Annotated in this window: 3 protein-coding genes; 1 reads left to right on the forward strand and 2 read right to left on the reverse strand. The window is 37.7% G+C overall.

From position 1 onward, the window contains the following. On the forward strand, positions 1–482 hold a 482-nt coding region (locus tag AC1DPQ_RS26170), incomplete at its 5' end, for a hypothetical protein (protein WP_477611354.1). Between the two features lie 86 nt (positions 483–568). Here the strand turns inward: AC1DPQ_RS26170 and AC1DPQ_RS26175 are convergent. Next, the gene (locus AC1DPQ_RS26175; RefSeq protein WP_477583541.1) at positions 569–1612 is read right to left on the reverse strand and encodes an NAD(P)-dependent alcohol dehydrogenase; all 1044 of its coding nucleotides are present in this window, start codon (positions 1610–1612) and stop codon (positions 569–571) included. Positions 1613–1748: 136 nt separating this feature from the next. Beyond that, a complete protein-coding gene (locus AC1DPQ_RS26180; RefSeq protein ID WP_477583542.1) occupies positions 1749–1925 on the reverse strand; it encodes a hypothetical protein in 177 nt (58 codons plus the stop codon). Positions 1926–2046: the final 121 nt, after the last annotated feature.

Here is a 2046-nt window from a genome sequence, read left to right on the forward strand (position 1 = left end):
TCGTAGAGCAGGTTAGAATAATAGATATAGCGCATGGAAAAGACCTTCAGAAGCTAGAACAACAACAAAACAATCGAAATACACCGCTGAACAATAAATTTTCTGCTTTTAATGAACAGATAAAACAAGCAGAAAAAAGCATTAGGCTAAAAGCAAGTGCAATCTCGGTTATTGCCATTATCGGCATTCCTTTAATAATAGATATGAGCTTGGTTTCATTAGGATTGCCTGCCTTAAGCAAGAATACCAATAACCTGATCTTTACCCATTATATCTTTTTAATCACGCTGATCCTGGTCGAATTGTTCATAGCCGAAAAGATCAGAAGCATGATTTCGCGCATGTTATCCATCTCTTACCTTAAAGATTCGCTAAGTACGCTCCAAAATCTGCTGTTGGATAACAAAAAACAGATTTCCAAAGTAGAATCTGATCATAACATTTCCATATCAGAATTTGTAAAGCAAAATTATACGACTTAGGGAATTAATTTGTCTGATAAACAAATAGGGGTCTAGAAACCTTTTCAGCCCCAAACCCCTCATTGTTAATTATCTGATATTTAGATCTACAGCGTAGCCATATCAATCACAAAACGGTAACGTACATCACCTTTTTCCATACGTTCGTAAGCATGGTGGATATCTTTCATATCGATCATTTCGATATCCGATACGATATTATTCTCGGCACAGAAATCTAACATTTCCTGAGTTTCGGCAATACCACCAATACCCGATCCGGCAAGACTTTTTCTACCACCAAGCAAACTGAAAGCAGCAATTTCTGCCGGTTTAGGTGGAACACCTACGCAAATGTGTATACCATTTGTTCTCAATAAAGAAAGATACATATTAAAATCGTGCTCAGCAGATACGGTATCTAAAATAAAATCGAACGTACCTCTGGCAGCTTTAACCTGCTCAGGATCGGTAGTTACCACAAAGTGGTGGGCACCAAGTTTTTTGGCATCATCTTCTTTCTTTGGCGAAGTACTCAATACCGTTACTTCGGCACCAAAAGCTACACCAAATTTCACAGCCATATGGCCTAAACCACCTAAACCAAGTACAGCAAGTTTATGGCCTTTTCCTACTTTCCAGTGTTTCAGGGGAGAATAAGTGGTAATACCTGCACATAAAAGCGGTGCTACAGCAGCAAGATTTAATTTATCCGACACATGAAGTACAAATTCTTCTCTTACTACAATTGTATCAGAATATCCACCATAAGTTGGTGTTTTACCATCTCTTTCTAAACTATTGTATGTTTGCGTACTTCCTTCCAAACAATATTGCTCTAAATCTTGCTTACAGTTTTCGCAAACCTGGCACGAATCTACCATACAACCAGTACCGGCAAGATCACCAACCTTAAATTTTTTAACATGATCTCCAACCTTTGTTACTCTGCCCACAATTTCATGACCAGGAACCATAGGGAATATTCCAGGAAACCAATCATTTTTTATCTGGTGCAGATCTGAGTGGCAAACCCCACAGAAAAGTATCTCGAACTGAACATCATGAGGTCCTACTTCCCGGCGCTCAAAATTCCAGGGTGCAAGATCTGTCTCGGCGTTTTGCGCCGCATATCCTTTTGTTGCTATCATAAAAATTCAAATTAATTTTACCTTAACAAAGGTATACAGCGGTTTGCTAAGAACAATTACACAAATCAAATAAATCATTGCAAAATTCAAACAATGCTGTTACAGTCATTGTTTGAATTTTGCACTAACTCTTTGCTTAGGAGAACAATCCATGTGTGATTTCTACAACGGCATCATCAGCGTAAAAAAAGATTGTAAAGAAGCTTGGAGCCTGCGTAATTGCTAAAATATCTTCACGTTTAATATGGTTCTCGTTGATAAAAAGGGTAAGGCGTTCGTGCGAACTAAAATAATCGGATTTTAAAATAATCATAAATTAGGAATATTAATTGAGACAGCCAATTTTATCGATTGTTACAAAATACACAAGTGGGAAAGATCCTGAAACAAGTTCAGGATGACGAATGGAGAGGAATAAACGCTGAGGATCGTCA

It is taken from the genome of Pedobacter sp. 01T416_2 (assembly GCF_056398925.1).

Excerpts from the sequence above, each read along its gene's own strand:
- AC1DPQ_RS26175 (WP_477583541.1), bottom strand. The coding sequence starts at position 1,612 with ATGATAGCAACAAAAGGATATGCGGCGCAAAACGCCGAGACAGATCTT.
- AC1DPQ_RS26180 (WP_477583542.1), bottom strand. The coding sequence starts at position 1,925 with ATGATTATTTTAAAATCCGATTATTTTAGTTCGCACGAACGCCTTACC.